A 22077-nucleotide genomic window follows, 5' to 3' on the forward strand; every position below is an offset into this window, starting at 1 on the left:
CCGCACCCCGCTGACAGTGACCGCCGCGGACGCGGTTCCCCGGCCGCGACCCCCTTGTGAGCTGGATCACTTGTGCGTTTGCCCTGTGTAAGTGGGGGCAGGCGCGGCATCGGAGCGAACCACGTCGCATTTTCAACTAGTGCACGTGCCATGCGGACCGAATCCGCACCGCTCACGGTCTGCCGGGGGGGTTGGCAGGCCGTTTTCGGTTCAACGCGTGAGGTGTATGTGTCAAGGCTGCAGGCCGAGCACTTGTACAAAGTGTTCGGCAGACGACCCGATCAAGCCGTGCGAAAGCTCGAGAGCGGTACGGACCGCGACGAGCTGCGCGCCGACGGAACGACCGCAGCGGTGATCGACGCATCGTTCACCGTGGAGCCGGGTCAGATCTTCGTCGTGATGGGCCTGTCCGGGTCGGGTAAGTCCACGTTGCTGCGCATGCTCAACGGGCTGCTGGAGCCCACCGCCGGCAAGGTGCTCTTCGACGGCCAGGACCTGACCGCCCTGAGTCCCGCCGAGCTCCGCCACGTCCGCTCCACGAAGATCAGCATGGTGTTCCAGCACTTCGCGCTCTTCCCCCACCGGAGCGTCCTGGAGAACGCCGCCTACGGCCTCGAGGTGCAGGGAGTACCGCGTGCCGAGCGCAACCGCCGCGCCACCGAGGCACTGGAGCTGACCGGCCTCGCCGGCTGGGAGAAGTCCTGGCCCGACGAGCTCTCCGGCGGTATGCAGCAGCGCGTCGGCCTGGCCCGCGCCCTCGCCACCGACGCCGACCTGCTCCTGATGGACGAGTCGTTCAGCGCGCTCGACCCGCTGATCCGCCGCGACATGCAGGACCAGCTCCTGGAGCTGCAGAAGCGGCTGAAGAAGACCATCGTCTTCATCACCCACGACCTCAACGAGGCCATGCGCCTCGGTGACCGCATCGCCGTGATGCGCGACGGCGAGATAGTCCAGCTCGGCGCCGCCGAGGACATCCTCGTCACCCCGGCCAACGACTACGTCGCCTCCTTCACCCAGGACGTCGACCGCTCCCGGGTGCTCACCGCGGGCGCCATCATGGCCGACCCGGACACGGTGATGGGCACCACCACGGACGACGGCAGGGAGCTGCGTACGCCCGCCGACGTCCTGAGGGAGGCCCCGGCCACCGTCGCCGAGTCCACCCCGATCATCGAGCTGTTCACCCCCTGCTCGCGCAGCGGGGTCGCGGTCGCCGTGACCGACGACCAGGGCAAGCTCGTCGGCGTCGTGCCGAGGGCCCGGCTCCTCGCCGTGCTCGGCGAGCCGATGACCCCCACCGAGGCTCCTCAGGACGCCTCGGCCTCGCTGAAGAAGGTGGCCAGTGTTTAGGCTCCACCTCGGCGACTGGGTCGACTCCGCCGTCGACTGGCTCCAGACCCACCTGGCCTGGCTCTTCGACGCCATCAGCTCGGTCGTGAGCGGCATGTTCGACGGCATCGCCGCCGTGCTCTCCGCCCCCGCCCCCCTGCTCTTCGCGGGCATCGTCGCCGTCATCGCCTGGTGGCTGCGCGGCCTGCTCGCCGGTGTGCTCGCGTTCGCCGGCTTCGCCCTCATCGACTCCATCGAGTTGTGGGACGAAGCGATGGACACCCTCACCCTGGTGCTCGTCGCGACGATCGTGACGCTGGTCCTGGCCGTGCCCCTCGGCATCTGGGCGTCCCGCTCGAAGACCGTCAGCGCGGTGACCCGGCCGGTCCTGGACTTCATGCAGACCATGCCCGCCATGGTCTACCTGATCCCCGGCGTCATCTTCTTCGGCGTCGGTGTCGTCCCCGGGATCATCGCCACCATCATCTTCGCGCTGCCCCCGGGCGTCCGGATGACCGAACTCGGCATCCGCCAGGTCGACGGCGAGCTCGTCGAGGCGGCCGAGGCCTTCGGCACCACCTCGCGCAACACCCTGCTGCGGGTGCAGCTGCCGCTCGCACTGCCCACGATCATGGCCGGCATCAACCAGGTCATCATGCTGGGCCTGTCCATGGTGGTCATCGCCGGCATGGTCGGCGGCGGCGGCCTCGGCGGCTCCGTCTACCGCGCCATCGGCAACGTCGACGTCGGCCTCGGCTTCGAGGCGGGCATCTCCATCGTCATCCTGGCGATGTACCTGGACCGCATGACCAGCGCGCTGGGCCGTGAGGTCTCCCCGCTGGCCCGCCGCGCGCTCGCCAAGGCACAGTCGGCGGCCGGCGGACTCAAGGTGTGGAACTACCGCCCCCAGCCCGTCGTCGCCGTGGCCGGCGTCGTCGTCCTCGCGCTCGTGGCCGGCAGCATGAGCCTGTTCGGCTCCTCGGACGCGGACAGCGCCGCGAGCTCCGACCCCAAGAACATCGGGGCCGGCAAGAAGATCAGCATGGGCTACATCCCGTGGGACGAGGGCATCGCCTCCACCTTCCTGTGGAAGGAACTGCTGGAGCGGCGCGGCTTCGAGGTCGACGCCAGGCAGTACGAGGCCGGCGCGCTGTACACCGGCATGGCGGGCGGCCAGATCGACTTCGAGACCGACTCCTGGCTGCCGGTCACCCACGCCGCGTACTGGAAGAAGTACCAGGACCGCCTGGAGGACATGGGCTCCTGGTACGGCCCGACCTCGCTGGAGCTCGCCGTCCCCTCGTACGTGAAGGGCGTCGACTCGCTCGACGACCTCAAGGGCAAGGCGTCCGACTTCAAGGGCCGGATCGTCGGCATCGAGCCGAGCGCCGGTGAGACGGGCCTGCTCAAGGACAAGATCCTGCCGGGCTACGGCCTGGACAAGGAGTACAAGGTCGTCGACGGCTCCACGCCGTCCATGCTGGCCGAGCTGAAGCGCGCCTACGCCAAGAAGGAACCGATCGTCGTTCCCCTCTGGTCGCCGCACTGGGCCTACAACCAGTACGAGCTCACCAAGCTCAAGGACCCCAAGAACCTCTGGGGCAAGGGCGACGGCATCCACACGCTGACCCGCAAGGGCTTCGCGGCCGACAACCCCGAGGCCGGCGCCTGGCTCAAGAACTTCAAGATGACCGAGGACCAGCTCACCGGTCTGGAGGCGCAGATCCAGAAGAGCGGCTCCGGCAAGGAGCAGCAGGCCGTCCGCACCTGGCTGAAGGCCAACCCGGGCGTCGCCGACAAGTGGACCCCGGTCAAGAAGGCCGCCTCGTCCAAGGGCGCGAACGGCAAGGACGAGCGCGACCGTGCCGTGGAGATGGCCTGGTTCCCCTGGGAGGAGGACATCGCCGCCACGTACCTGTGGAAGGCAGTCCTGGAGGACCGCGGCTACAAGGTCAACCTCAAGCAGTTCGAGGTCGGCCCGATGTACGCCGCGATGTCCCGCGGCCAGATCGACGTGCAGTTCGACGGCTGGCTGCCGTACACCCAGAAGAACTACTGGGACAAGTACGGCTCGAAGCTGACCGACATCGGCTCGTGGTACGGCCCGACCTCCATCGAGATCGCGGTTCCCGACTACGTCAAGGACGTGAAGTCCCTGGCCGACCTGAAGGGCAAGAGCGCGCGGTTCAAGGGCCGGATCGTCGGCATCGAACCGGGCACCGCCACGATGGAGAACCTCAAGAAGAACGTGCTGCCGGGCTACGGCCTGGACGGGGAGTACAAGGTCGTCGACGGCTCCACGCCGGCCATGCTGGCCGAGCTGAAGCGCGCGTACGCCAAGAAGGAGCCCATCGCCGTAGTGCTGTGGACCCCGCACTGGGCCTACAGCGAGTACGGGATGACCAAGCTCCAGGACCCGAAGAAGGCCTTCGGGGACGGCGACCGGCTGCACACCATCGCCTCCGGGGAGTTCCCGGAGAACTACCCGCAGCTGACCGAGTGGTTCAAGAACTTCAAGCTCGGCGAGGACCAGCTCGCCGGCCTGGAGAACCAGATCCAGAAGCGCGGTGCGGGGCACGAGGAGGAAGCCGTGAAGGCCTGGATGGATGCGAACCCGGGCATCGCGGACAAGATGGCTCCTCAGCGGTGACAACGCCGCCGCCCCCACCAGGGGCGGCGCCACGCGAAGGGGTGGGCCCCGCCGGCGGCGGGGCCCACCCCTTTCGGGCTGTCCTGAGGACTCGTTACCGGCCGACCTCGCCCAACGGTGTGCGTAAGGTGCTGGCAGCCGGAAGGATGGCGAGTCGGGAGGGAGCCGGACATGGACGACAAGGAAACACTCCGGGTGGGTGCCGCGGTCCGCCGACAGCGCAGATCCCTGGGACTCACCCTGGCCGCGGTCGCCGCGCGCAGTGGTCTTTCCGTACCGTTTCTCAGCCAGATCGAGAACGAGCGGGCCAGGCCCAGCGCCCGTTCCCTGGACCGGGTCGCCGACGCGCTGGAGACCACCACCGCACGGCTGCGCGCGGCCGCGGACTCGGCCCGCGCCGTCGACGTCGTGCGCGGCGGGCAGGAGGACGGCGTCCGCAGGGTGGTGCGCGGCCGCCATCAGCTCAGCGCCCTGGAATTCACCGGCGAACTCGATCTCGGGCGCGAGTTCCAGCACCGCAACGACGAGGTGATGTACGTCGCGGAGGGCGCCGCCGAGGTGGAGGCCGAGGGGCAGGCCTACCGGCTGGAGCGCGGCGACACGCTGTTCCTCTCGGGCGGGGTGCGCCACCGCTGGCGGGCAACCGTCCCCGGCACCCGGCTGCTGTTCGTCGCGGTCGCCGAGCACATCGACGCCACGTTCGACCCGCGGCGCTGAGACGAGCCGGTCGCTCAGGCCGTGCGGGCCGCCACCGGAGCGGGCCCCCGCGGCGCCGCGAGCAGCGCCCCGCTGAGCAGGCCGCGCACCGTGCGCGCCCCGGCCACCGCCCAGGCCGCCACCAGCAGTACGTACAGGGCGACGGCCAGCCAGGTGAACGCCGACAGCCCGGTGTGCCGGGCCAGACCGGCACAGCCCGTCACGCACGTGCCGACGGGGAAGGTGAAGCCCCACCACGTCATGGCGAACGTCATCCCGCCCCGCACCGACCGCACCACCAACGCGACGGACAGCGCCAGCCACAGCAGCGCGAACCCGATGACCGGCACCCCGTAGAGCACCGCGAACGCGCCGAGCGCGGAGGCGTACGGCGCCTGGATCGCACCGGGGGCCACATCCGCCAGCGCGTTGACCGCGGTCGTCGACTGGCCCAGCGGGCCGAGCACCAGGAACAGGGTGGGCGTCAGCACGAGCGGCAGCGGTCCCCGGTGGACCAGCCGGCCGAAGATCAGCGGCAGCATCACCAGGGTCGCCAGCAGGCTCAGCCCGAACATCGCGTAGCAGGCGAGCAGCAGCGCCTCCCGCCACTGCCCCTCGGGCAGCTCCGGCACCAGCAGCGGACCGAGCGCGGCGGACACCATGGGCGCCACCACCGGCAGCAGCCACACGGGGGAAGCGGTGCCGGGCTCCGGACGGTGGCGCACGATCATCAGGTACGGGATCGCCACCGCCGCGGCCAGCCCCGTCAGCGTGCCCGCGGTGTACAGCAGCACGTCCAGCACCAGGGCCGCCTGGTGGCCGATCACGTCCCTGCCCACCACCATCCCGGACCCCCCGACGGCCAGCAGCGCCATCGAGAGACAGCCGTAGAACGGCGCGACCGCCGGATCGAGCAGATGGGCCCGGGCCTGGTCGCGGTGCGCGCTCCAGTGCCCGGCGCGGGCGGCGAGCACGGCGGCGAGCAGGACCGCGGAGAGCACCCACACCAGCGCACAGGCCGCCCGCAGCCCCGGGACGTGCACGGGCAGGGCGACGCCCGCGCTCGCCACGATGGCGGTGCCCATGACGGTCGCGTACCAGTTGGGGCCGAAGTGCCGCAGAGCCGGCCGCCGGGCGGCGGCGGCATACGGAGGAGCGGTGCGGGTCTGCGGAAAGGTGGCCATGCCACGATTTTCGTGGCCCTGACCTTCCCCCACCAGGGAGCCCGGCCCTATGAGGTCATAAGGTGGGCTTATGTCCAGCGACGCGCCCGCCCTCCTGTCCCACCGGGTCCCCGATCTCGGCGCGCTGGAGCTGCTCCTCGCCGTCGCCCGGCACGGCAGCCTCGGACGGGCCGCCCGTGACGTGGGCATCACCCAGCCCGCCGCGAGCAGCCGCATCCGCTCGATGGAACGGCAACTGGGCCTCGCGCTCCTCGACCGCTCGCCCCGCGGCTCCCGCCTCACCGACGCGGGAGCGCTGGTCACCGACTGGGCGCGCCGGGTCGTCGAGGCCGCGGAGGCGTTCGACGCGGGCGCCCAGGCGCTGCGGGACCGCCGCGACTCCCGGTTGCGGGTCGCCGCCTCCATGACCATCGCCGAGTACCTGCTCCCGGGCTGGCTGATAGCCCTGCGCGGCGACCGGCCGGACACCGCGGTGTCGCTGCTCGCCGGCAACTCCGCGGTGGTCGCGCAGCGCCTGCTGGCCGGCGAGGCGGACCTCGGCTTCGTCGAGGGGCTGTCCGTGCCGGAAGGGCTCGACGGGACGGTCATCGCGCACGACCGCCTCGTCGTCGTGGTCGCCCCGGCGCACGCCTGGGCCCGCCGCCGCACTCCGCTGACCCCGCAGGAGCTGGCCGCGACACCGTTGATCCTGCGCGAGCGCGGCTCCGGCACCCGCCAGGTCCTGGACGCCGCCCTCGCCGTGCACGGAGGCCTGGCCCAGCCGCTCCTGGAGCTGTCCTCCACCACGGCGGTGAAGGGGGCGGCGGAGAGCGGCGCCGGACCGTGCGTGCTGAGCGAACTGGCCCTCGGCGAGGAACTCTCCGCCCGCCGCCTGGTCAAGGTGCCCCTCGCCGGGGTCCGCCTGCGCCGCCAGCTCCGCGCCGTCTGGCCGTCGGGCCACCGCCCCACGGGCCCGGCCCGCGACCTGCTCTCCCTCACCCGGTCGTCCCCGTCCGGGCACTGAGCGAGCCCGCCGCTGCGGCCGGCCCGTCCGGAACCGCTCTTGACCGGCGGCCTGCCGGGTGGACCAAGGCCCGTACCGGCGAGCGCCGACCGGACGGAGACATCCGTCGACCAGCGGTCGGCGAGCTGCGCCGCGGTGTGACGCCTCGCCGTGACCGTCGCCGGCGCCTCCAGCAGCGGGGCGGGCCCGTCCGGCCCCGGGCGTACGCCCACGCGGTCGCCGTCACAAACCGGTGGCCCGCCTGCCCGCCGGCCGGGAAGGATGGGCGTGTGACCGTCACCGCACCGCCCGCCACGGGCGTCCGCCACCACTGGGCCGACCTGCCCGACACCGTACGGAGCGCCGTCCAGGACATCCTGGGCGCGCCCGTCGTCGAGGCCCGCAGCCAGAGCGGCGGGTTCTCGCCCGGGGTCGCCGCGCGGGTCCGGCTCGCGGACGGACGGCGTGCGTTCGTCAAGGCCGTGAGCGCCGAGGTCAACCCCGACAGCCCGGCCCACCACCGTGCCGAGGCCCGCCACACCGCGGCCCTCCCGCCGCACGCCCCCGTACCGGAGCTGCTCGGTTCGTACGACGACGGCACCTGCGTCGCCCTCGTCCTGGAGGACATCGAGGGCCGCCAGCCCCGCGTCCCCTGGGATCCGGCCGAGCTGGACCGCGTGCTGGCGGCGGTCGGCGCACTGTCCCGGACCCTCACCCCGGCCCCGGTCGACGCGCCCCGCGCCGCCGAGGGCAAGACCACCCTGTTCACCGGCTGGCGCAGCCTGCACGCGGCGGGTGACACCAGCCGCCTGGACCCCTGGGCGGCACAGCGGCTCGGCGCACTGGCGGAACTGGAGTCCGGCTGGGCCGAGGCCGCCGCGGGAGACAGCCTCGCCCACGGCGATCTGCGCGCCGACAACATCCTGCTCACCCGCGACCGGGTCGTCTTCGTCGACTGGCCCCACGCGGTGCGCGCCGCGCCCTGGTTCGACCTGCTGGCGATGCTGCCGTGCGTGGCGGCGCAGGGCGGTCCGCGACCGGAGGCCCTCTTCACCGCCCACCCGCTCGGCCGGGACGCCGATCCCGCCGCGGTCACCGCCGTACTCGCCGCCCTGGCCGGCTACTTCGTCGCGCACTCACTGCACCCGGACCCGCCGGGCCTGCCGACGCTCAGGGCCTTCCAGGCCGCCCAGGGCGTGGCCGCGCTGGACTGGCTGCGGAGCCGGCTCCCCGGATGACCGGTCCCGGGGGGCGCGCGGAGCCGTCCGCCGTCTCACCGCCGGGCCACGTAGTAGACGTTCAGGATGTCGCCCTCGACGCGCTGGGTGTCGATCCGGCCGAATCCGGCCTCGCCGAGCATCTTGCGGGCGGTCTGCTCGCCCCACACGGTGCCCAGGCCCTCACCGCCCTCGCCCAACGAGACGCTCATGCAGTAGAACACCGAGAACGTGTACAGCGCCGGGCCCAGCGGGTGATCGATGTTCTCCTCCAGGCGACTGGACGCCGCGATGTCCCCCATCAGGAACACGCCGTCCTCCGCCAGGGCGGCGGCGACGGCGGCCAGTGTGCGCGCCGGCCGGGCCAGGTCGTGGACGACGTCGAACGCCGTGATCAGGTCGTAGGAGCCGGAGATCTCGGCGCAGTCGCCGATGTCGAACGCGGTGTTGGCCAGCCCCAGCGCGGCGGCCTCGGCGCGTGCGGCGGCGATGCCCTCCTCGGACATGTCGAGCCCCTGGAAGCGGCTCGCCGGGAAGGCCTTGGCCAGGACGTTGACCGCGTGACCGTGGCCGGTGCCGATGTCCAGCACCTCGATGCCCGCACGCAGCCGTTCGGTGAGACCCGGCACCAGCGGAACGATGCCGTTCACCAGAGCCAGGTCGAAGACCTCCCCGGACTCCTCCGCCTGCAGGCTCTGGAAGCGCGGATACGCCGCGTACGGCAGGCCGCCACCGGTGCGGAACGCCTCCAGCACCTGCTGCTCGACCTCGCCCATCATCCCGAAGTCCTGCGCGATCCGGGCCAGGTTGTCGGGCCCGGACGCCCGCGTCAGCGAGGCGGCGTGCTCGGGCGGCAGTGCGTACGTGCGCTGCTCGGGCGCGTAGTCGACGATGCCGCCGACCACCATCGCGCCCAGCCACTCGCGGACGTAGCGCTCGTTCAGGCCGGCCGCGCGTGCGATCTCCTCACTCGTGGCCGGCGTCATCAGGGCCATCGTGTCGAAGAGGCCGCTCTGGTGGCCCAGGCCCGCCATCAGGCCCAGGCACGTGTCGTTCACCACCTGGACCATGCGGCCCGCGAACGCCTCCTGCTTCACCGCATCCGGTGCTGTGACGGACATGGTTCCTCCTCTCGCCATCGGGCCACGGGGCCACGGGAGGGAGGCGGGACGGACGGCCGGCCGCGCTCCGGGTGGGGCGGCCCGACGAGACGGCGCAGATATTCTCCTGTCCGCCACGCTACGCCGCGCGGGCGCCGGAGGCCGCCCGGGGCAGCGGCGGTTCCCGCGTAACCACCCACCCCGCGCCGACCCCCACCGGGTCGCGTCAGCCGGCCGGTGAAGCCGCCGCCGCCAACGCCCGCATCACCCGCACGTCGTCGCCCATCTCCGGATGCCACTGCACCCCGAGGACCCACCCCGGCCCCGGCAGCTCGACGGCCTCCACCGTGCCGTCCGCCGCGTGCGCCGAGGCCACCAGGCCCGCGCCGAGCCGGTCCACGGCCTGGTGGTGGTAGGTCGGTACGTCGCACGGGCCGGGCACAACGGAGGCGTACCGGGTGCCGGGCACCGGCGTTACCCCGTGCGTGCCGAGCACGCCCGTCGCCCCGCCGGGCCCCGCGTGCCCGTCCAGATGCTGCCTCAGCGTGCCGCCGCGCACCACGTTCAGCAACTGCATCCCGCGGCAGATCCCGAGCAACGGCGTGCCGGACTCCAGCGCCGCCCCGATCAGCGCCGCCTCCCACCCGTCACGCTCCGGCGCGGCCGGCCCGGTCCGCGGGTCGCGCTCCGCCCGGTACCGCGCGGGCTCCACATCCGGCCCGCCCGCCACCACCACCGCGTCGAGCCGGGCCACCACCGACGCCGCGAGCTCCGGCGAGTCCGGCGGCAGCAGCACGGCCGTCCCGCCCGCATCCCGGACCAGCCGGGCGTACCCGGCGGGCAGCAGCGTGGCCGGCAGGTCCCAGACACCCCAGCGCACCGAGGCCTCCAGGTAGGTACTGATCCCGATCAGCGGACGGTTCATCGGACCCCTCACCTCACTCGCACGGCACGCGCAACGCACCGGCACCGTATCCAAATCCCTTGCCCTGCCCATAGATTTGGATCACTGTCGGCCCGCGAGGAGAGGATCCATCCGTGTCCGACCGAACAGCCCCGCTCGCCGTCGAGGAACTCCGCCTCCTCGTCGGCAGCGGTGAGATCGACACCGTGGTCCTGGCCTTCCCCGACATGCAGGGACGCCTCCAGGGCAAACGCTTCGCCGCCGGCTTCTTCCTCGACGAGGTGGTGCGGCACGGCACCGAGGGGTGCAACTACCTCCTCGCCGTCGACACCGACATGAACACGGTCGACGGTTACGCCATGTCCTCGTGGGACCGCGGCTACGGCGACTTCGCCATGCGCCCCGACCTCACCACCCTGCGCCGGGTGCCCTGGAACGAGGCCACCGCCCTGGTCACCGCCGACCTCGCCTGGGCCGACGGCTCACCCGTGACCGCCGCGCCCCGTCAGATCCTGCGCCGCCAGCTGGAGCGTCTCGCGGAGCACGGCTACACGGCCCACGTCGGCACCGAGCTCGAGTTCATCGTCTTCAAGGACACCTATGAACAGGCCTGGGACCGCGGCTACCGCGACCTGACCCCCGTCAACCAGTACAACGTCGACTACTCCGTCCTCGGCACCGGCCGCGTCGAGCCCCTGCTGCGCCGCATCCGCAACGAGATGGCCGGTGCGGGCCTCACCGTCGAGTCCGCCAAGGGGGAGTGCAATCCCGGCCAGCACGAGATCGTGTTCCGCTACGACGAGGCCCTGGTCACCTGCGACCAGCACGCCGTCTACAAGACCGGCGCCAAGGAGATCGCCGCGCAGGAGGGTGTGGCACTCACCTTCATGGCCAAGTTCAACGAGCGCGAGGGCAACTCCTGCCACATCCACCTCTCGCTCCGCTCCACCGGTGAACCCGGCCGCAGCGTCATGGCGGACACCGACGGCACCATGTCCCCGGTGATGCGCCACTTCCTGGCCGGCCAGCTCGCCGCCCTGCGCGACTTCTCCCTCCTGTACGCGCCGAACATCAACTCCTACAAGCGCTTCCAGCCGGGTTCCTTCGCCCCGACCGCCGTCGCCTGGGGCCACGACAACCGCACCTGCGCCCTCCGCGTCGTCGGCCACGGCCAGTCCCTGCGCCTGGAGAACCGCCTCCCCGGCGGCGACGTCAACCCGTACCTCGCCGTGGCCGGACTCGTCGCCGCGGGCCTCTACGGCATCGAGCACGCCCTCGAACTCCCCGAGCCCTGCGAGGGCAACGCCTACGCCGCCGCGTACGACCGCGTCCCCACCACGCTGCGCGAGGCGGCCGGACTCTGGGAACACAGCGAGATCGCCCGCGAGGCCTTCGGCGACGACGTCGTCGCGCACTACCGCACCATGGCACGCGTCGAACTCGACGCCTTCGACGCAGCGGTGACCGACTGGGAGCTCCGACGCTCCTTCGAACGCCTGTGAGGACCTCCTTGACCCCTGAGCCGATCCCCGAGCCGGTCCACGAGCACCGAGTCCTGAACCCGGCGACGGAGGAACTCCTCGCCACCGTCCCCGCCACCACGGCGGCCGAGGTGCACACCGCCGTGGCCCGCGCCGCCGCCGCACAGCTGGTCTGGGCCGCCCTCGCCCCCGGCGACCGCGCCCGGCTGCTGCGCCGTTTCGCCGTCGCCGTCGACACCCACCTCGACGAACTGGCCCGGCTGGAGGTCCGGGAAGCCGGGCACACGATCGGCAATGCCCGCTGGGAGGCGGGCAACGTGCGTGATCTGCTCGACTTCGCCGCCGGGGGAGTCGAGCGGCTCAGCGGCCGTCAGATCCCCGTCCCCGGCGGCATCGACCTCACCCTGCTCGAACCCCTCGGCGTCGTCGGGGTGATCGCGCCCTGGAACTTCCCCATGCCGATCGCCGCTTGGGGGGCCGCCCCCGCCCTCGCCGCGGGCAACGCCGTCGTCCTGAAGCCCGCCGAGACCACCCCGCTGACCGCACTCCGGCTCGCCGGACTGGCTCTGGAGGCGGGCCTTCCCGAGCACCTCTTCCAAGTCCTGCCGGGCGCGGGCGACGAGGCGGGGAACGCCCTCGTCGAACACCCGGGAGTAGCCAAGATCGTCTTCACGGGCTCCACCCGGGTCGGCAAGCGGATCATGGCCAAGTGCGCCGAACGCGTGAAGCGGGTCACCCTCGAACTCGGCGGCAAGAGCCCCAACATCGTCTTCGCCGACGCCGACGTCGAAGCCGCGGCGGCCGCCGCCCCCCTGTCCTTCCTGGACAATGCCGGCCAGGACTGCTGCGCCCGCACCCGGATCCTCGTCCAGCGCTCCGTGTACGACCGCTTCCTCCACCTCCTCGCCCCGGCCCTCGCGGCGGTCGTCGTCGGCGACCCCGCCGACGAGAAGACGCAGATGGGGCCGCTCATCTCGCGGGCGCAGCTGGAGCGGGTGCGCGGGTACGTCCCCGAGCGCGCCGCAGCGCTCCGCGGCAGCGCGCCCGAGGGGCCCGGGTTCTGGTTCCCCCCGACCGTCCTCACCGACGCTCCCGCCGACGCGCCCGCCGCCACCGAGGAGGTCTTCGGGCCCGTCGCGGTCGTCCTGCCCTTCGAGGACGAGGCGGACGCCGTCCGGCTCGCCAACGCCACCGAGTACGGCCTCGCGGGCTCCCTCTGGACCCGTGACGTGGGACGCGCGCTGCGCGTCGCACAGGCCGTCCGGGCGGGCAACCTCTCCGTCAACTCCCACTCCGCGGTCCGCTACTGGACCCCGTTCGGCGGGTTCAAGCAGTCCGGACTCGGACGGGAACTGGGCCCGGACGCCCTGACCGCCTTCACCGAGACCAAGAACGTCTTCCTCAGCACGGAGGCCTGAACCGGAATGACCACGGACAACGGGAACATCTGCCGCCGCCTCGTCGGCCGCACCGCCGTCATCACCGGCGCCGGCAGCGGCATCGGCCTGGCCACCGCGCACCGCCTCGCCTCCGAGGGCGCGCACGTGGTCTGCGGCGACATCGACGAGACCGCCGGCCAGGCGGCCGCCGAAGCGGTCGGCGGCACCTTCGTACGCGTGGACGTCACCGATCCCGGAGAGGTCGAGGCCCTGTTCAAGGCGGCGTACGACACCTACGGCTCCGTCGACATCGCCTTCAACAACGCGGGCATCTCGCCGCCCGACGACGACTCCATCCTCACCACGGGGCTGGAGGCGTGGAAGCGCGTCCAGGACGTCAACCTCACCTCCGTCTACCTGTGCTGCAAGGCGGCCCTGCCCTACATGCGGCGCCAGGGCCGGGGCTCGATCATCAACACCGCGTCCTTCGTCGCCAGGATGGGGGCGGCGACCTCCCAGATCTCGTACACCGCCTCCAAGGGCGGCGTGCTGGCGATGACGCGGGAACTGGGCGTCCAGTTCGCCCGCGAGGGCATCCGCGTCAACGCGCTGTGCCCGGGGCCGGTCAACACCCCGCTGCTCCAGGAGCTCTTCGCCAAGGACCCCGAGCGCGCGGCCCGCCGGCTCGTGCACATCCCGCTCGGCCGGTTCGCCGAGGCGACGGAGATCGCTGCCGCCGTCGCGTTCCTGGCGAGCGACGACGCGTCCTTCGTCAACGCCACCGACTTCCTCGTCGACGGCGGGATCTCCGGGGCGTACGTCACACCTCTCAGCCCTTAGGACGGGGCCCCGGCGGCGGAACCTAGAGTGGGGCGATGAGCTATCCGACCCCGCCCGGCTGGTACCCCGACGCAGCGGCGCCCGGCAACGAGCGGTGGTGGGACGGCGCGACGTGGACCGCCCACACCCGCCCCCTCGCCACCGTGCCCGTGCCGCCGGGGCCCGGCCGGGGAAGCGGCGCCGGTGGCCGCAGCGTCAGGACCGTCGCACTCGTGGCGGCCGGCGCGGTGGTCGTCGGCGCGGTCGTGACGGGCGCGGTCCTGCTCACCGGCGACGGCGAGGCCTCGCCCACCGCGCACCGGTCGAGCGGCGCCCCGTCGCGGCCCGCGGCCACCGGCACCGACGCGGCCGGCGGCGACGCCGGCCCGTCGCCGGCGTCCTCACCGGCCGGGGAGGATCCCACCGTGCTCGTCGACCAGCTCAACGGCATCACCCTGCCGATCCCCGACGGCTGGGAGCGGGTCGAGCACCCCGTCGAGGAAATGCTCACGATGCGTACCGCCGACGCCGAGGCCTACTACTGCCCGGGCACCTCCTCCGCGTTGTGCCACCACGGCACGGTGACCACGCGCACCGCGAGCGGCACCGACGCCACCACGCCCGAGGAGATCGCCGAGGAGGACATCGACGCCGCGGCGAAGCGCGCCTACGACGAGGACATCATCGGCCGGCCCCTCCACGGCGGCATCATGTCGCACCGGCAGATCGCCGCCGGCCCGGTCACCGTGGCCGGCCGCACCGGATACCAGGTGCGCTGGCGGGTCGTCACGGGCAAGGGACCGGGCGGCTACGTGCAGTCCCTCGCCTTCCCCTCGGCCGTCGGCAGCGAGTCGCCCGTCGTCGTCCGCTACGCCTTCGACGCCGGCCCCGACGGGCCGCCGCTCGCCCTCATGGACACCCTCACCCGGGGCATCCGGCCCCTCGGCGACAGCGAGACCGGCGGAGGCGTCGGCAGCTCGGTCGCCCCCTGAGCCGGCCCGCCCCGCCCCCTCAGAGGAAGGTGCGGCCCTCGCCCCGGTACGTCGGCACGGTCGCCGTCACCCGGTCGCCCTCGATCAGCTGGAGCTCGTCGAACCGCTCGCACAGCTCCCCGGCCTTCGCGTGCCGGAACCACACCTTGTCGCCGATCAGCAGATCGTCGGCGGGGGCGCCGAGCAGCGGGGTCTGCACCTCGCCGGGGCCCTCCTGCGGGTCGTAGCGCAGTCCCTCCGGCAGATACGGGACCGGCAGCCGGTCCGCGCCGGCCGCCCCGGACGCCGGGTAGCCGCCCCCGAGCACCGTCACCACGCCCACCCCCGGGCGGCGGACGACGGGCTGGGCGAACAGGGCCGCCGGGCGGGCCGTGAACGACGTGTAGTTGTCGAACAGCCGCGGGACGTAGAGGCCGGAGCCCGCCGCGATCTCGGTGACGGCCGGTTCGGCCGCGGTGTGCTGAACGCTGCCGGTGCCGCCGCCGTTCACGAACTCCAGGTCCGGTGCCACGGCCCGGACCGCCCGGACCACCTCGGCCCGCCGGGCCGCCAGCTCCCGGCGGGCCGAGGCCTGCATCAGCCGGATCGCCCGGGAACGCAGCGGCCGCCCCACGAGCGAGTCGCCCACCCCGGCGATGTGACCCTCGTACGCCATCAGCCCCACCAGCCGGAATCCGGGGCGGCGGGCGACCGACCTGGCCAGTTCCGCCAGCTGGGCGGGGGAGCGCAGCGGCGAACGAAGGGCCCCGATCCTGACCCGGCCGCCGAGCATCCGCAGCGAGGTGTCCAGTTCCAGGCAGACCCGGATCTCCTCCGTGCCGCCGGCCCGCGCCGCGTCGATCAGCTCCAGCTGCGCGTGGTCGTCCACCATCACGGTCACGGCGGCGGCCAGCTTCGGGTCGGCGGCCAGCTCCGCGAAGGCCGAGCGGTCGGCCGACGGATAGGCCAGCAGGACGTCGTCGAACCCGGCCCGTGCCAGCCACAGCGACTCCGCGAGCGTGAACGACATGAGCCCGGCGAATCCGGGCCGTGCCAGCACCCGCTCGAGCAGGGCCCGGCAGCGCACCGATTTGCTCGCCACCCGGACGGGCTTGCCGCCGGCACGCCGCACGAGATCGTCGGCGTTGGCGTCGAACGCCTCCAGATCGACGACGGCGATCGGGGCGTCGAGATGGGCGGTGGCCCGGTTGTAACGGGTCCGGTCAGCGGCGCGGGCAGTCATGGCCGCAGCTTGCCAGACGGCTGTACCGCTGGGTAGGGGGACGATCTGTGCAGATCGACCGCGAGAGCGGCGGCCCGCTCCCACCCCGGCCCCGCCAGCCCGTAGAGTGACGGACACGCGGCGAGCGGCGGGCCTGCCTCGCGCCCGATCCGCGTGCGGTACGGAACGGACCAGGGGGGCGGATGAGTACCGAGGCGCAGCGCGCTCCCGTCCCGCCACGTCCGACCACCCCGCCACCGCTCCGCCCGGAGCACACGGACCGGGCCACCCGGACCGCCGTCCCGCCCGGCCCCGACGCCGAGCCCCGGGAGGGCCCCGCATCCGGGCCCGCGACGAGTGGCGCGGCACCGGACGGGCCCCCGGTCCCACCGCGGCCCCCGGCTCCACCGCAGCCCCCTGCCGCGCCCGCGCCCCGGACCCCGCCGCCCGTGGAGACGACCGCCGGCCTGCGCCCCGTGCCCCCGGCCCGGCCCGCCGAGGCGCCCCCGCAGCCGGTGCTTCCGCCGCGGCCGCCCGCTACACCCCCCGCAGCGACCCGGCGGCGGCCCGTGGGCGCCGTGGAACTCGGCGGCCCCCCGGCCGGACCCGGGGCAGCCGTCCCGTACGCGTACCGGTCCCCGCAGGTCCACCCCCCGGCGGAGACGCCGGCCGAGACCACCACCCGGCTCCGGCCCGTGCGGACCCGGCACCCCTTCAAGGCCGCGGCCGCCGCGGTCTGCGTCGTGCTCGGACTCGGGCTGATCGGCGGAGCCGCCACCGGCAGCTGGCTCATCAGCGACTCCTCGGCCGATCCCGCGGCCCACAGCGCCTACACCGTGGGCCGCGACGCCTGGCACAGCGTCCCGGTCGACACGCTCTTCCCCCGGACGCTCAAGGGCGACGGCGCGGGGCCCGGCGGCGCCGACCGGGTCTGGACCAGGATCGCCGTGGCGCCGGACGGCGGCTGCGCGGGCGCGCTCGACCCGCTGCTGCTCGACACCCTCCGCCCGGTCGGCTGCGCCCGCCTGCTCCGCGCCACGTACACCGACGCGACGAGCAGCAGCGTCACCACGGTCGGCATGGTCTTCACCGAGGCCGACACCGCGGCCATGCGGACACTGAGCACCCGCTTCGCCGGCGAGCACCTCGACGCGCGCAGCGACCTGATGCCCCGGCCCTACGCCGTGAAGGGCGGCCCCGCCGCCGGATTCGGCGACCGGCAGCGGGCCAGCTGGACCGTGCACGTACTGACCGAGGTGCCGGTCGTGATGTTCGCCGTCTCCGGGTTCGCCGACGGCCGGAAGGTCACCGACCCGCAGCCGGCCGAGAAGGCCATGGCGGTGAACGCGACGACCGCGGCCGCCCAGGCCGGACTCGGACACGAGGCCAAGGGCGTGGCGGACCGGGTCGAGCGAGGACTGCGCAGAACCGTCGCCGATCTCACGGAGAAGCCCGAATGACCCGCCGCGTCCGCTCCCGCAGACTCCTCGGCGCGGTCTGCGCCGCCACCGCGTTCGCGCTGCTGCCCGCGTCCCCGGCCGGGGCGGACACCATCCGGGCCCAGCAGTGGGGTCTGGACGCCCTCCACACGGACCGCGCCTGGCAGACCACCCGGGGCAAGGGGATCACGGTCGCCGTCGTCGACACGGGGGTCGACGGCACCCTGCCCGACCTGACGGGCCAGGTGCTCGCGGGCAAGGACATGATCGGTTTCGGCGCCGGACGCGGTGACCGGGCCTGGGCCAGGCACGGCACCGCGATGGCCGGGATCATCGCCGGCCGGGGCCATGGCAGCGGAGGCGAGGAGGGCGTCATGGGCATCGCGCCCGAGGCGAGGATCCTGCCCGTCCGGGTCATCCTCGAAGCGAGCGACCCCGCCCGCGCCGAGGCCCGCAAGTCCCGGGGCACCGCCCTCGCCGACGGCATCCGCTGGGCGGCCGACCACGGCGCCGACGTCATCAACCTCTCCCTCGGCGACGACAGCGAGTCCGCGCACCCCGAACCCGGTGAGGACGCCGCCGTCCAGTACGCGCTGAAGAAGGGCGCGGTCGTCGTCGCCTCGTCCGGCAACGGGGGCGAGAAGGGCGACCACATCTCGTACCCCGCCGCCTACCCGGGCGTGATCGCCGTCGCCGCGGTCGACCGGTACGGCTCCCGTGCCTCGTTCTCCACCCGCCGCTGGTACGCCGCCGTGAGCGCGCCCGGGGTCGACATCGTCGTCCCCGCGCCCGACCGCAAGTACTACGTGGAGTGGGGCACCTCCGCGGCGGCGGCGTTCGTCTCCGGCGCGGTCGCGCTGGTGCGTGCCGCCCACCCGGGTCTGTCGCCCGCCCAGATCAGGAAGCTGCTCACGGACACCGCCCGCAGTTCCCCGTCCGCCGGCCGCGACGACGCCCGGGGCTACGGCATCGTCGACCCGGCCGCGGCCATCAAGGCGGGCGGCTCGGTGCGCCCCGCCGGGCTGCGCGGCGAGTCCGCCGCGGCCGGTTACCGCGAGCGGTACTTCGGCTCCGGTCCCACCCCGCCCCGGGTGGACGACAGCCCCGCCGGCTGGCTCGCCCCGGCGGCGGGCGGCCTCGGCGCGGTCCTGCTGGCCCTGGCCGTCGTCCTGTGGCGCGGCCGCAACGGCCGCGGCCTCGTCCCGGGTCGCTGAAACAGTCCGCACCTCGTGCCGCAAAGGCCGCAGGCTCGTCCCGCGCCGCTCAGCCGGCTCGTCCCGCCCCGCTGAGCGGGCCCTCCGTCCGGGGGCGCACCGGCCCCCGCCCGGTCGTCCGTCACCGCCGAACTGGCGCCTCAGCCGGCGGCGTCGGCCCGCACCACCCCCACGGCCGCCTTCGCCACCGACTCGACGAGCGCGATGCCCGACTCCTTGGTCCGCTGGCCGGCCGACAACACCGCCACCAGACAGGTCCGCCCGCCCGCCGTCACCCGCCCGATGCTGTTGATGTTCCACAGCCCCGTGGCGGTCCGCGGCATCCAGCCGTTCTTGAGCGCCCAGTCACTGCCCGCGGCGGACACCCCCCACCGCTGGCCGGCCTCGACCCGCGCCATCAGCTCCCGCAGCCAGGTCCGGGAGCCCTCGCTCAGCTCCCCGTCGGTGTCCGTACCGAACACCGCCTCCAGCAGCGTCAGCTGATCGGCCGCGGTGGTCCGGGTCAGCCCCCAGGCCTGCGCGGCCGTCGTCGCGGTGAGTCCGAGCCGCTCGTTGGCGGCGTCGAGTCCGGCCGCCCCGCCCACCGCCGCCAGCAGCGCGGTGGCGGAGTCGTTGTCGCTCCGCTCGATCATCGCGACCGCCCGGGCGTGTTCGCCGGCGGTCAGGTCACGCCCCTCGTCCTGGGCGCGGAGCAGCAGCGCCGCCAGGATGTCGACCTTGACGATGCTCGCGGTGTCGTACGTCGCGTCCGCGCCCCCGTACACCGCACGCGTACCGCTGCCGCTGTCCAGCACGGCCACCGACACGGCCGCCGTGCCCGAACCGGCCAGCAGCGGTTCGACGGCCGCCGCCAGTTCCGCGTCCGCATCCATCACCGGCTCCTCGCTCGCCGCCGCGACCGGAGCGGTCGCGGCCGGTGGGACGGACGATACGGAAGCCGCGGCGGCGGGCGTGTGATCCGGCGGTCCGCCGGTCACGTACGCGCCCACGGCGGCCGAGCCGGCCAGTACGGCCGCGGCCGAAAAAGAAGCGGACCTGGCGGATCTGCGGATTCTGTGTCAGGGCATGGCCCGGACGCCAGGAACCGCGGCTGTAAGGAGGCCGAGCCCGACCTGTCGGCAGGATGAGAAAGCCCAGGCACTACGCTCGCCCTGTGGCGCAGAAGAACATTCCGGACCCCGGATACTCCGACGACGACGGCACGGCCGACCCCGCCCTGACCGAGGCGCTGGCCGCCTGGGCCGAGGACCGCGAGGCCGTCGGCCCGGTGCTCGAAGCCCTGAAGGGGGCCCGTCTCCTCGTTCCCGTGGTGGCCGTTCTCGGCGAGGTGGAGGAGGACGAGAAGGGGCTGCGCCGGGAGAAGACCAGCGACATGGCGGTCCCCACGCTCCAGGCGGGCGACCGCCGCGCCCTGCCCGCCTTCACCTCCACGGCCTCGCTGGCCCTCTGGGACCCGCAGGCCCGCCCGGTCGCCGTGCCCCTGCACCAGGCCCTCCAGGCCGCCGTGCACGAGAAGGCCGACACGGTGGTGCTCGACCTCGCCGGGCCGGTGGCCTTCGAGCTGACCGGGTCCGCTCTGCTCGCCCTCGCCGAGGGCCGGACCAGCGCCGACCCGCTGGACGACCCCGCCGTGACCGCCGCGGTACGCGCCGCCGTCGCCGTCGAGCCCGCGGTGCTCCGCGCCCACCTCGGACCGGGTCGCGCGGACGGCACGCTCGCCCTGGTGCTGGCGGCGGACGCCGACCCCGCCAAGGCGGCCGGCCGGGTCGCGCGGTCGCTGGCGGCCGACGAGGTGCTGCGCGCCCGGCTGGTCCGCGGCCTGGACCTCGCTCTGCTCCCGGCCGACGCGCCCACGCCCGGTGAGGCCCTGTTCACGCGCTGACCCCCCGCGCCGGGCCCAGGCCCTTCCGTGAACGCTGTGAGCCCCCTGCCGTCCGGCAGGGGGCTCACAGCGTTCGGAGAGGCGGGAGGTAAGGGGGCGGACTCAGCCGAAGACCGGTCCGGTGTACTTCTCGCCGGGGCCCTGGCCGGGCTCGTCCGGTACGAGCGAGGCCTCGCGGAACGCCAGCTGCAGGGACTTCAGACCGTCACGCAGCGGAGCCGCGTGGAAGGAGCTGATCTCCGTGGTGCTCGCGTCCAGCAGGCCGGCCAACGCGTGGACCAGCTTGCGGGCCTCGTCGAGGTCCTTGTGCTCGTCGCCGTCCTCGGTCAGCCCGAGCTTCACGGCGGCGGCGCTCATCAGGTTGACCGCGACCGTCACGATCACCTCGACCGCGGGCACCTCCGCGATGTCGCGGGCCATCTCGTCGAAGCCGGGGGAATCACTGGTGGGGGTCGCGTCACTCATGGGCCATACGATAGGCCCACGGCAGGCCCGCCCCGTCTGCGGGAGTGCGTGTGACCACCGGTTAGCGCCTGCCCCGGGGAGCTGCTAACCTTGTGTAACGACCGGCTGGGCATCTATGTGCCCGGCCCACAAGTGGAGGCTCCGATCTCCCACCTGACCGTCCTCAGGACGGCGGGTCACCGGTCAGGTGGCGCCCATCGTTCCGTACGGACGATGGAGCCGCCCGATGCGCCCCGCGGTTGACCGCGGCGGTGTTCCGGTTGTTCTGGAGCCCCGCCTGTGTCCCGGCGGGGCATTTTTCATGGCCTTGCGCGGTTGGTCTGTCGAAAACAGACGTTACGCGGCTGTCCGCCAGGCGGCCGCGTGGTGCTACCGAGGAGGATCCATCAGCGCCGAGCCCCGCATCAACGACCGGATTCGTGTACCCGAGGTGCGACTTGTCGGTCCCAGCGGCGAGCAGGTCGGGATTGTTCCGCTTGCCAAGGCCCTGGAACTCGCACAGGAGTACGACCTCGACCTGGTCGAGGTGGCGGCTACCGCCCGTCCGCCCGTGTGCAAGCTCATGGACTACGGGAAGTTCAAGTACGAGTCGGCCATGAAGGCCCGTGAGGCGCGCAAGAACCAGGCGCACACGGTCATCAAGGAGATGAAGCTCCGGCCGAAGATCGACCCGCACGACTATGACACCAAGAAGGGTCACGTCGTCCGGTTCCTCAAGCAGGGCGACAAGGTCAAGATCACGATCATGTTCCGTGGTCGTGAGCAGTCCCGCCCGGAGCTGGGCTTCCGACTGCTCCAGCGTCTCGCTTCGGACGTGGAGGAACTCGGCTTCATCGAGTCCAACCCGAAGCAGGACGGCCGGAACATGATCATGGTTCTGGGCCCGCACAAGAAGAAGACCGAAGCCATGGCCGAGGCCCGCGAGGCCCAGGCCGCCCGTAAGGCGGAGCGTCAGGGCTACACCCCCGACGCCGATGCCGAGGCTGCGGACGAGGCTGCCGAGGCTCCGGCCGAGGCGACCCCCGAGGCGACCTCCGAGGCTCCGGCCGAGACACCTTCCGAGGCGTGACCTCCGGGGGCTGCCATCCAGGCGCCCCCGGGTCCCCGCGGAATCCCCACCAAGATCTGACGCCCCTGTAG

At 73.3% G+C, this 22077-nt stretch carries 19 protein-coding genes; 13 read left to right on the plus strand and 6 right to left on the minus strand.

Annotation, left to right across the window (positions count from 1 at the left end; genetic code table 11):
* Positions 1-288 precede the first annotated feature (288 nt).
* From ABZ454_RS18405 to ABZ454_RS18415, 3 genes are all read left to right on the plus strand, one after another.
* Positions 289-1353, plus strand: a complete 1065-nt coding sequence (locus tag ABZ454_RS18405; protein WP_359539160.1) for a glycine betaine/L-proline ABC transporter ATP-binding protein — start codon at positions 289-291, stop codon at positions 1351-1353.
* Positions 1346-3982 carry an ABC transporter permease/substrate binding protein gene (locus ABZ454_RS18410; protein WP_359539161.1) on the plus strand — a complete coding sequence of 879 codons (2637 nt, stop codon included), beginning with the start codon at positions 1346-1348 and terminating at the stop codon, positions 3980-3982. The genes ABZ454_RS18405 and ABZ454_RS18410 overlap by 8 nt, the downstream gene beginning before the upstream one ends.
* A 171-nt stretch (positions 3983-4153) precedes the next feature.
* On the plus strand, positions 4154-4699 hold the full coding sequence (locus ABZ454_RS18415; protein ID WP_359539163.1) for a helix-turn-helix domain-containing protein: 546 nt from the start codon (positions 4154-4156) through the stop codon (positions 4697-4699).
* 14 nt (positions 4700-4713) lie between these two features.
* Here the strand turns inward: ABZ454_RS18415 and ABZ454_RS18420 are convergent, their stop codons facing one another.
* The gene (locus ABZ454_RS18420; RefSeq protein WP_359539164.1) at positions 4714-5862 is read right to left on the minus strand and encodes a TDT family transporter; all 1149 of its coding nucleotides are present in this window, start codon (positions 5860-5862) and stop codon (positions 4714-4716) included.
* A 70-nt stretch (positions 5863-5932) separates the two neighbouring features.
* On the opposite strand from ABZ454_RS18420, the gene ABZ454_RS18425 reads away from it, so the two are divergent.
* Complete coding sequence (locus ABZ454_RS18425; RefSeq protein ID WP_356317403.1) at positions 5933-6865, plus strand: LysR family transcriptional regulator; 933 nt, start codon at positions 5933-5935, stop codon at positions 6863-6865.
* Between the two features lie 269 nt (positions 6866-7134).
* Positions 7135-8082 (plus strand): aminoglycoside phosphotransferase family protein, encoded by a 948-nt coding sequence (locus ABZ454_RS18430; RefSeq protein ID WP_359539166.1) that lies wholly within the window; start codon positions 7135-7137, stop codon positions 8080-8082.
* Positions 8083-8117: 35 nt separating this feature from the next.
* Here the strand turns inward: ABZ454_RS18430 and ABZ454_RS18435 are convergent, their stop codons facing one another.
* A complete protein-coding gene (locus ABZ454_RS18435; RefSeq protein ID WP_359539168.1) occupies positions 8118-9182 on the minus strand; it encodes a methyltransferase domain-containing protein in 1065 nt (354 codons plus the stop codon).
* Positions 9183-9387: 205 nt separating this feature from the next.
* Positions 9388-10086, minus strand: a complete 699-nt coding sequence (locus tag ABZ454_RS18440; protein WP_359539170.1) for a gamma-glutamyl-gamma-aminobutyrate hydrolase family protein — start codon at positions 10084-10086, stop codon at positions 9388-9390.
* 113 nt (positions 10087-10199) lie between these two features.
* Between ABZ454_RS18440 and ABZ454_RS18445 the strand changes: the two genes are divergently transcribed.
* The 4 genes from ABZ454_RS18445 to ABZ454_RS18460 are packed head-to-tail and all read left to right on the plus strand — an operon-like array spanning position 10200 to position 14736.
* A complete protein-coding gene (locus tag ABZ454_RS18445) occupies positions 10200-11567 on the plus strand; it encodes a glutamine synthetase family protein (protein ID WP_356317395.1) in 1368 nt (455 codons plus the stop codon).
* Positions 11568-11575: 8 nt separating this feature from the next.
* The gene (locus tag ABZ454_RS18450; RefSeq protein ID WP_359539172.1) at positions 11576-12964 is read left to right on the plus strand and encodes an aldehyde dehydrogenase family protein; all 1389 of its coding nucleotides are present in this window, start codon (positions 11576-11578) and stop codon (positions 12962-12964) included.
* A 6-nt stretch (positions 12965-12970) separates the two neighbouring features.
* Entirely contained in the window at positions 12971-13765 is a 795-nt protein-coding gene (locus ABZ454_RS18455; protein ID WP_356317391.1) for a 3-oxoacyl-ACP reductase, read from the plus strand.
* Positions 13766-13800: 35 nt separating this feature from the next.
* Positions 13801-14736, plus strand: a complete 936-nt coding sequence (locus ABZ454_RS18460) for a DUF2510 domain-containing protein (RefSeq protein WP_359539174.1) — start codon at positions 13801-13803, stop codon at positions 14734-14736.
* A gap of 19 nt (positions 14737-14755) precedes the next feature.
* Here the strand turns inward: ABZ454_RS18460 and ABZ454_RS18465 are convergent, their stop codons facing one another.
* Positions 14756-15958: an amino acid deaminase/aldolase gene (locus ABZ454_RS18465; RefSeq protein ID WP_359539177.1), complete on the minus strand. Its 1203-nt coding sequence runs from the start codon at positions 15956-15958 to the stop codon at positions 14756-14758.
* Positions 15959-16632: 674 nt separating this feature from the next.
* Between ABZ454_RS18465 and ABZ454_RS18470 the strand changes: the two genes are divergently transcribed.
* A complete protein-coding gene (locus ABZ454_RS18470) occupies positions 16633-17397 on the plus strand; it encodes a hypothetical protein (RefSeq protein WP_359539405.1) in 765 nt (254 codons plus the stop codon).
* Positions 17394-18590, plus strand: a complete 1197-nt coding sequence (gene mycP, locus ABZ454_RS18475) for a type VII secretion-associated serine protease mycosin (protein WP_359539179.1) — start codon at positions 17394-17396, stop codon at positions 18588-18590. Before ABZ454_RS18470 ends, mycP begins: the two co-directional genes overlap by 4 nt.
* A gap of 140 nt (positions 18591-18730) precedes the next feature.
* Here mycP and ABZ454_RS18480 read toward each other — a convergent pair whose 3' ends face one another.
* Positions 18731-19462 (minus strand): serine hydrolase, encoded by a 732-nt coding sequence (locus ABZ454_RS18480; RefSeq protein WP_359539182.1) that lies wholly within the window; start codon positions 19460-19462, stop codon positions 18731-18733.
* Positions 19463-19743: 281 nt separating this feature from the next.
* Here ABZ454_RS18480 and ABZ454_RS18485 point away from each other — a divergent pair, with 281 nt between their 5' ends.
* Positions 19744-20472 carry an SseB family protein gene (locus ABZ454_RS18485; protein ID WP_359539184.1) on the plus strand — a complete coding sequence of 243 codons (729 nt, stop codon included), beginning with the start codon at positions 19744-19746 and terminating at the stop codon, positions 20470-20472.
* Positions 20473-20574: 102 nt separating this feature from the next.
* Here ABZ454_RS18485 and ABZ454_RS18490 read toward each other — a convergent pair whose 3' ends face one another.
* Complete coding sequence (locus tag ABZ454_RS18490) at positions 20575-20937, minus strand: DUF1844 domain-containing protein (RefSeq protein ID WP_136327541.1); 363 nt, start codon at positions 20935-20937, stop codon at positions 20575-20577.
* Between the two features lie 301 nt (positions 20938-21238).
* On the opposite strand from ABZ454_RS18490, the gene infC reads away from it, so the two are divergent.
* A complete protein-coding gene (infC, locus tag ABZ454_RS18495; protein ID WP_359539186.1) occupies positions 21239-22006 on the plus strand; it encodes a translation initiation factor IF-3 in 768 nt (255 codons plus the stop codon).
* The last annotated feature ends 71 nt before the right edge of the window (positions 22007-22077 follow it).

Origin of the sequence: Streptomyces sp. NPDC005803, assembly GCF_040630435.1 — a bacterium.
In the GTDB taxonomy this organism is placed as follows: Bacteria; Actinomycetota; Actinomycetes; order Streptomycetales; family Streptomycetaceae; genus Streptomyces.

Coding starts and splice junctions, on each gene's coding strand:
- ABZ454_RS18415 (WP_359539163.1), top strand. CDS start 4,154: ATGGACGACAAGGAAACACTCCGGGTGGGTGCCGCGGTCCGCCGACAG.
- ABZ454_RS18420 (WP_359539164.1), bottom strand. CDS start 5,862: ATGGCCACCTTTCCGCAGACCCGCACCGCTCCTCCGTATGCCGCCGCC.
- ABZ454_RS18425 (WP_356317403.1), top strand. CDS start 5,933: ATGTCCAGCGACGCGCCCGCCCTCCTGTCCCACCGGGTCCCCGATCTC.
- ABZ454_RS18435 (WP_359539168.1), bottom strand. CDS start 9,182: ATGTCCGTCACAGCACCGGATGCGGTGAAGCAGGAGGCGTTCGCGGGC.
- ABZ454_RS18440 (WP_359539170.1), bottom strand. CDS start 10,086: ATGAACCGTCCGCTGATCGGGATCAGTACCTACCTGGAGGCCTCGGTG.
- ABZ454_RS18455 (WP_356317391.1), top strand. CDS start 12,971: ATGACCACGGACAACGGGAACATCTGCCGCCGCCTCGTCGGCCGCACC.
- ABZ454_RS18460 (WP_359539174.1), top strand. CDS start 13,801: ATGAGCTATCCGACCCCGCCCGGCTGGTACCCCGACGCAGCGGCGCCC.
- ABZ454_RS18465 (WP_359539177.1), bottom strand. CDS start 15,958: ATGACTGCCCGCGCCGCTGACCGGACCCGTTACAACCGGGCCACCGCC.
- mycP (WP_359539179.1), top strand. CDS start 17,394: ATGACCCGCCGCGTCCGCTCCCGCAGACTCCTCGGCGCGGTCTGCGCC.
- ABZ454_RS18480 (WP_359539182.1), bottom strand. CDS start 19,462: ATGGATGCGGACGCGGAACTGGCGGCGGCCGTCGAACCGCTGCTGGCC.
- ABZ454_RS18490 (WP_136327541.1), bottom strand. CDS start 20,937: ATGAGTGACGCGACCCCCACCAGTGATTCCCCCGGCTTCGACGAGATG.
- infC (WP_359539186.1), top strand. CDS start 21,239: ATGGCCTTGCGCGGTTGGTCTGTCGAAAACAGACGTTACGCGGCTGTC.